Source organism: Rhodococcus sp. T7, assembly GCF_009872365.1.
Classification (GTDB): Bacteria; Actinomycetota; Actinomycetes; order Mycobacteriales; family Mycobacteriaceae; genus Rhodococcus_F.
On record NZ_WXYH01000251.1, the window covers coordinates 1 to 1,020 of the forward strand.

The 1,020-nt window shown below is 67.8% G+C and carries 1 pseudogene; it reads left to right on the plus strand.

Features of this window, described 5'->3' with window-relative positions:
• Positions 1-1,020: pseudogene (locus tag MLGJGCBP_RS22045) on the plus strand (IS701 family transposase); the annotation flags it as partial.

Consider the following 1,020-nt stretch of genomic DNA (forward strand, 5'->3'; position numbering starts at 1 on the left):
GTCCGTGAATATGTGACGGGATTGGTTGCGGGTCTGGAACGCAAGAACGGGTGGACCCTCGCCGAGCGGGCCGGTGAGATCAGCCCGGACGGGATGCAACGGTTGCTGCGGCGGGCGGACTGGGACGTCGACGGCGTCCGCGACGACGTCCGTGACTACGTGGTCGAACGCCTCGGCGATCCGGCCGGTGTCCTGGTTGTCGACGACACCGGATTCCTCAAGAAGGGCACCCGCTCGGCCGGGGTGCAACGCCAGTACTCCGGCACCGCCGGGCGGGTGGAAAACTGCCAGATCGGAGTGTTCCTCGCCTACGCCAGCGCCGCCGGCCACGCGTTGATCGACCGGGAGCTGTACCTGCCCGAATCGTGGACCTCCGACCGCGACCGGTGCCGCGCCGCCGGCATCACTGACGACGTGGAGTTCGCGACCAAACCGAGACTGGCGCAACACATGATCGCGCGCGCCCTCGACGCGCGGGTCCCGTTTTCGTGGGTCACCGCGGACGAGGCCTACGGACAGGTCAAGTACCTACGGGTCTGGCTCGAGGAACGCGATATTTCCTACGTCCTGGCCACGCGCTGCAACGACGACGTCTTCACCCCGAGCGGACGCGGCGGCCGCGCCGACGAGATGATCGCCGCAGTCCCGCCGAAACAGTGGCGGCGCATCTCCGCCGGCGACGGCGCCCACGGACCGCGCGAATACTCCTGGGCGCGGATCCCGATCTTCGATCGCTTGGGCGCCCGGTCGCGGGCACTGGCTGCTCGCGCGCCGCTCCCTCTCCGATCCGACCGAGATCGCGTACTACATCTGTGCCGGACCCAGGCGGACCACGCTCACCGAACTCGCCACCATCGCCGGATCACGGTGGCGGGTCGAGGAATGCTTCCAGCAAGCCAAGAACGAGGCCGGCCTCGACCACTACCAGGTACGCACCTATCGCGCCTGGTACGCCCACATCACCTTGTCGATGCTCGCCCTCGCCTGGCTCGCCGGGACGAAAACCCAAGCTATAAAAGG